The organism is Kitasatospora sp. NPDC086791 (assembly GCF_040685975.1).
Classification (GTDB): Bacteria; Actinomycetota; Actinomycetes; order Streptomycetales; family Streptomycetaceae; genus Kitasatospora.
In genome coordinates this window covers 47,826-53,840 of record NZ_JBFBOC010000040.1, presented here as the reverse complement: position 1 = coordinate 53,840, position 6,015 = coordinate 47,826, and the positions used below count along the sequence as shown (strand labels likewise).

General features: G+C 72.2%; 5 protein-coding genes. All 5 read left to right on the top strand.

Annotated features, from left to right (window positions below):
• Positions 1-1,624, top strand: a 1,624-nt coding sequence (gene acs, locus AB0Q99_RS31210; protein ID WP_363577085.1) for an acetate--CoA ligase, incomplete at its 5' end; no start/stop codon positions are given.
• A gap of 437 nt (positions 1,625-2,061) precedes the next feature.
• The gene (nhaA, locus tag AB0Q99_RS31205) at positions 2,062-3,528 is read left to right on the top strand and encodes a Na+/H+ antiporter NhaA (protein ID WP_363577083.1); all 1,467 of its coding nucleotides are present in this window, start codon (positions 2,062-2,064) and stop codon (positions 3,526-3,528) included.
• A 341-nt stretch (positions 3,529-3,869) separates the two neighbouring features.
• Complete coding sequence (locus AB0Q99_RS31200; RefSeq protein WP_363577081.1) at positions 3,870-4,346, top strand: phage holin family protein; 477 nt, start codon at positions 3,870-3,872, stop codon at positions 4,344-4,346.
• A gap of 179 nt (positions 4,347-4,525) precedes the next feature.
• Entirely contained in the window at positions 4,526-5,578 is a 1,053-nt protein-coding gene (locus AB0Q99_RS31195; protein ID WP_363577079.1) for an alpha/beta hydrolase, read from the top strand.
• Between the two features lie 172 nt (positions 5,579-5,750).
• Positions 5,751-5,969 (top strand): hypothetical protein, encoded by a 219-nt coding sequence (locus AB0Q99_RS31190; protein ID WP_363577077.1) that lies wholly within the window; start codon positions 5,751-5,753, stop codon positions 5,967-5,969.
• The last annotated feature ends 46 nt before the right edge of the window (positions 5,970-6,015 follow it).

Here is a 6,015-nt window from a genome sequence, read left to right as displayed (position 1 = left end):
GGACGAGGTCTCCCAGGCCGCCAACGCCCTGCTCGAACTCGGCGTCCGCAAGGGCGACCGCGTCGCCGTCTACCTCCCGATGATCGCCGAAGCCGTCGTCGCGATCCTCGCCTGCGCCCGCATCGGCGCCACCCACTCCGTGGTCTTCGGCGGCTTCTCCGCCGACGCCGTCGCCTCCCGCATCCAGGACGCCCAGGCCAAGCTGGTCATCACCGCCGACGGCGGCTACCGCCGCGGCAAGCCCTCCGCGCTCAAGCCCGCCATCGACGAGGCGCTCACCAAGGTCGAGGGCGTCGAGCACGTCCTGGTCATCCGCCGCACCGGGCAGGAGATCGCCTGGACCGAGGGCCGCGACGTGTGGTGGCACGAGATCACCGCCCGCCAGTCCACCGACCACACCCCCCAGGCGCACGAGGCCGAGCACCCGCTGTTCATCCTCTACACCTCGGGCACCACCGGTAAGCCCAAGGGCATCCTGCACACCTCCGGCGGCTACCTCACCCAGGCCGCCTACACCCACCACGCCGTCTTCGACCTCAAGCCCGAGACCGACGTCTACTGGTGCACCGCCGACATCGGCTGGGTCACCGGACACTCCTACATCGTCTACGGCCCGCTCGCCAACGGCGCCACCCAGGTCATCTACGAAGGCACCCCGGACACCCCCCACCAGGGCCGCTTCTGGGAGATCGTCCAGAAGTACGGCGTGACCATCCTCTACACCGCGCCCACCGCGATCCGCACCTTCATGAAGTGGGGCGACGACATCCCCGCCAAGTTCGACCTGTCCTCACTGCGGGTGCTGGGCAGCGTCGGCGAGCCGATCAACCCCGAGGCGTGGATCTGGTACCGCGAGCACATCGGCGCCGGCAAGGCCCCGATCGTCGACACCTGGTGGCAGACCGAGACCGGCGCCATGATGATCAGCCCGCTGCCGGGCGTCACCGAGACCAAGCCGGGTTCGGCCCAGCGCGCCCTGCCGGGCATCGCGGCCACCGTGGTGGACGACGAGGCCAACGAGGTGCCCAACGGCTCCGGCGGCTACCTCGTGCTCACCGAGCCGTGGCCGTCCATGCTCCGCACCATCTGGGGCGACGACCAGCGCTACATCGACACCTACTGGTCCCGCTTCGAAGGCCGTTACTTCGCAGGCGACGGCGCGAAGAAGGACGAGGACGGCGACATCTGGCTGCTCGGCCGGGTCGACGACGTCATGCTCGTCTCCGGCCACAACATCTCCACCACCGAGGTCGAGTCCGCCCTGGTCGGACACCCCTCCGTCGCCGAATCCGCCGTCGTCGGCGCCACCGACGCCACCACCGGCCAGGCCATCGTCGCCTTCGTCATCCTGCGCGGCGGCATCACCGAGACCCCCGAACTCGTCGACGAACTGCGCGCCCACGTCGGCCGCACCCTCGGCCCGATCGCCAAGCCCAAGCAGATCAAGGTCGTCGGCGAACTCCCCAAGACCCGCTCCGGCAAGATCATGCGCCGCCTCCTGCGCGACATCGCCGAAGGCCGTGAGGTCGGTGACACCACCACCCTCGCCGACAGTTCGGTGATGAGCCAGATCCAGGCCCAGCTGCCGGCCGCGGACAGCGGCAAGGGCGACAGCAACGGCTGAGCGCACCGAACGGGCTGCGCGGACCCAACGGGCAGCGCTGGCTGAAACGGCGGCTGTGCCCCGGGCGATGGTCATCGCCCGGGGCGCAGCCGTCTCGTCGTCGCGGTCCCGGCATCACGCCACCACGGCGCCCGCGACCGACCGCCGGCTACTGGTCACCTGCGGCAGGCGACCGGCACGGGTTCACCCGAATGCATGCGGCCGAGCCCGTCCGAGGGCCGGATCACTGCTCCTCCGGAGTGCGGAACCGCCTCGCAGGGCTTAAGTCCTTTAACAGGACAATCCGGATGTCACCCAAACGTCCCGTTAGACTGCTAAAGACGCGTAAAGATCCTCGGCCGGGGATCCGGGCGTCACAGGGCGCGCCGGGAAGTCTGGTCGGCAACTACACCACCCGTGTATCCGTTGCCGCTCCCAGCCCCTCAGGAGGTCCCTCCGTGACCGACCAGCCGCCCGTCCACGAGCCGACGACCCGCCGCCGGCAGTTCCTCGGCCGGCTGTCACTGCCCGAGCGCACCTTCATCACCGACGCCCTGCGCACCGAAACGGTCGGCGGCATACTGCTGCTGGGCGCCGCCGTCATCGCGCTGATCTGGGCCAACGTCTGGCCGCAGGCGTACGAGAGCATGCTCGACTACACCATCGGGCCGTCCGGGCCGCTGCACCTCGACCTCTCCCTGTCCACCTGGGCCAAGGACGGGCTGCTGACGATCTTCTTCTTCGTCGCCGGGATCGAGCTCAAGCGCGAGTTCGTCGCGGGCGAGCTGCGCACGCCGCGCGCCGCGCTGCTGCCCGTCATCGCCGCCGTCTGCGGGGTCGCGCTGCCCGCGATCCTGTTCGCCCTGGTGAACTCCGGGAGCGGCGGGCACCCCGGCGGCTGGGCGATCCCGACCGCCACCGACATCGCCTTCGCCCTCGGCGTGCTGGCCGTGGTCGGCAGCCACCTGCCCTCGCCGCTGCGCGCCTTCCTGCTCACCCTGGCCGTCGTCGACGACCTGATCGCGATCCTGATCATCGCGGTCTTCTACAGCTCCGGCATCAAGTTCTGGGCGCTCGGGCTGGCCTTCGCCGGGCTGGCGCTGTTCTGGTTCCTGCACCGACGCGGGGTGCACGGCTGGTACCTGTTCGTGCCGCTGGCCCTGGTCACCTGGGCGCTGATGCACGAGAGCGGCATCCACGCCACGGTGGCGGGCGTCGCGATGGGCCTGATGCTGCGTTGTCACCGGGAGGGCGACGAGCAGCACTCCCCGGGCGAGCACATCGAGCACCTGGTCCGCCCGCTCTCGGCCGGTCTGGCCGTCCCGCTGTTCGCACTGCTCTCGGCCGGGGTGACGCTCTCCGGTTCGGCACTGCGCGAGGTGTTCACCCAGGCCACCCCGATCGGCATCGTGATCGGCCTGCTGGTCGGCAAGTCGGTGGGCGTCTTCGGCGGCACCTGGCTGATCGCCCGATTCACCCGGGCCGAGCTGAACCCGCAGCTCAAGTGGGCCGACATGGTCGCCGTCTCGGTGCTCGCGGGCATCGGCTTCACCGTCTCGCTGCTCATCAGCGAGCTGGCTTTCCCGGACGACCAGGCGCTCGCGGACCGCTCCAAGACGGCCGTCCTGATCGGCTCGCTGCTCTGCGCGATGGTCGCCACCGTGCTGCTGAAGCTGCGCAACCGGCACTACCGCGCGCTGTGCGAGGAGGAGGACCGGGACCTGGACGAGGACGGCATCCCGGACGTCTACCAGCAGGACGACCCGGCATGGCAGGCCCGGGTCGCGGAGCGGGCCCGAATCACCGAGGCGGCCGAGCCGCTGCCCGGCGGGGAGCCCGAGACCCCCGGGAACGCCGGGACCTCGGGCAGCTCCGAAGCCTCCGGGGACCCCGGGAACCCCGAGGCCTCCGGGACGGGCCGCTGACAGTCCCTCCGGGGAACTCCGCGCAACCGGCCCGGGAGCCCCGTCCGCGCCCCGTCCGCGCCCCGTCCGCGCCCCGTCCACGAACCCGTCCGAGCCCCGTCCACGAACCCGTCCGCGAACCCACCCCGGAGAGCCCGTCCCGCAGCCCGCCCGCGAGCCCCCGGAGGCCTTCCGCGGCCAGGACACGTCCCACCGGCAGGGCCCCGGAGTGGTGTCCGACTGACCGGTAGGGGCATGATCTGAGCTGTCGACAATCCACTGACGCCTCCGGACCCCCCACCGGCCCGGACCCGCAGACCCGCGGTGGCGTCATGCCGTACAGCCGCAGAGGAGAACCGCTGATGCCCGCAGGAGCCGCAGACCCGTCCAGCAACGGCCGGGCGCCCTACGAGGGCGAGCGTTCGGTGGGGCAGCTGTTCGCGGCGGCTACCGCCGACCTGTCCGCGCTGGTCCACGACGAGATCGCGCTCGCCAAGGCCGAGATCCGGGCGGACGTCAAGCGCGGCGTCTCCGGCGGCGTCTCGCTGCTGGTCGCCGGCGTGGTGGCGCTGTTCTCGATCCCGATGCTGAGCGCCGCCGCGGCCTACGGCATCCACGCGCTGGGCCTGTCGCTGGGCTGGTCCTTCCTCATCGTGGCCGGTGCCTACCTGCTGCTCGCGGTGCTGCTCGGCGTGCTGGCGTACCGCTCCTTCAAGAAGATCGAGCCGCCCCACCGCACCATCGAGGGCGCCCAGAAGACCGCCGACGTGCTGAAGAACGCCCGGCCGCGCCCGGCCACCCAGGAGGAGATCGACCGGGCGCTGGGCCGCATCCCGTAAGCGGTCGCGCCAGTGGTCGCGCCAGTGGTCCCGTCAGTGGTCCCGTCAGTGGTCCCGTCAGCGGTCGCGCCAGCGCTCCCGCCGACGGCCCCGGTGGCCCTGGCGGCGGGCCGTCAACGGACCCGCCGACAGTGAGTGCCGGGCACGTATCGGGCGCGCGGATGTGACACGCTCTCGGTATGCCGCTTGACCAGAAGCCCGTGCCCGCGCAGCCGTCCGCCGTTTCCGGCCCCGACTCCGGCCCCGGCCTCGTCCCGGGGGGCTCCGGCCCGGTCTCCGAGCAGGGGCCCGTCGGGGCGACCACCGGGGCGACCGCGACGGTGCCGGCCGAGGCGTGGAGCATCCGGCAGGCCGGCCCGTGGACGCACCGCGACCTCGCGGCCAACGGCGCCCGCTTCCACATCGCCGAACTGGGCTCGGGACCGCTGGTGCTGCTGGTGCACGGCTGGCCCGAGTACTGGTGGGCCTGGCGCCACCAGCTGACCGCGCTCGCCGAGGCCGGCTACCGGGCGGTGGCGCTCGACCTGCGGGGCATCGGCGGCAGCGACCGGACCCCGCGCGGGTACGACCCGGGCAACCTCGCCCTGGACATCACCGGGGTGATCCGCTCGCTCGGCGAGCGCCGGGCCCACCTGGTCGGGCACGCCTCCGGCGGCACCCTGGCCTGGGTGGCGGCGGTGATGCGCCCGTCCGTCATCCAGAGCCTGACCGTGGTCTCCGCCGCGCACCCGAGGGACCTGCGCCGGGCGCTGCTGACCGACCGCCGCCAGTTCGCCGCCTTCGAGCACGTGCTGGGATTCCAGCGGCCGTGGATACCGGAACGCCGGCTGGTGGCCGACGATGCCGAACTGGTCGGCCGCTACCTGAACTCCTGGACCGGCCCGAACGGCCTGGACGAGGCCGCGGTGCACGCGTACCGGCAGGCGATCCAGATCCCCAGCACCGCGCACTGCTCGATCGAGCCGTACCGCTGGCTGCTGCGGTCGCTGGCGCGGCCGGACGGCATCCAGTTCGCCCGGCGGATGAAGAAGCCGATCACCGCGCCGACCCTGCACGTCCAGGGCGCGGCGGACCCGGTGCTGCTGTCGCACACGGCGCTCGGCGGCGGCGAGTACGTGGCGGCGCCGTACCGCTGGCGGCTGCTGCCGGGGGTCGGGCACTTCCCGCACGAGGAGGCGCCGGAGGAGTTCACCGCCGAGCTGCTGGACTGGGTCGGACGTCACAAGGAGTGACACCTGGTGGTCCCCGAGGAGGCCCCGGGCCCGGAGGGGCCGAGCGTGTCATGTCACGGAAGAGTCCTTGGGCCCAACTCCCTTGACACTTCGCTCATATGACAAGCGCATAGGCCAATTTCGGCACACCCCGGGCGATTACCTCCACCGGCCCAGGGGCATCCATTCCGGTATGAGTTGGATGCCCGATCGCGGCGCCGCCCCGCACGGCCGACGCCAGAAGAGCCCGCAGCGTTCCGCCCACCGCCCCGACCGGGCGGACGACCTCGGCTTCGACGGTTTCGACGGCCTCGACGGCCGTCTGCGCGCGGAGCGACGGCAGCTCGGCATCCCGCGCATCCTCGGCCGACGCGCCCGCTGGGTCGGCGCACGACTGCGGCGCGAGACCTGAGGCCTCGCGCCGCGTGAGTCCGGTGGCGTGCTCCGCCGGAGCGTGC

What these genes read in the sequence shown, in the direction of transcription:
- AB0Q99_RS31200 (WP_363577081.1), top strand. Translation starts at nt 3,870, where the DNA reads ATGCCCGCAGGAGCCGCAGACCCGTCCAGCAACGGCCGGGCGCCCTAC.
- AB0Q99_RS31190 (WP_363577077.1), top strand. Translation starts at nt 5,751, where the DNA reads ATGAGTTGGATGCCCGATCGCGGCGCCGCCCCGCACGGCCGACGCCAG.
- AB0Q99_RS31195 (WP_363577079.1), top strand. Translation starts at nt 4,526, where the DNA reads ATGCCGCTTGACCAGAAGCCCGTGCCCGCGCAGCCGTCCGCCGTTTCC.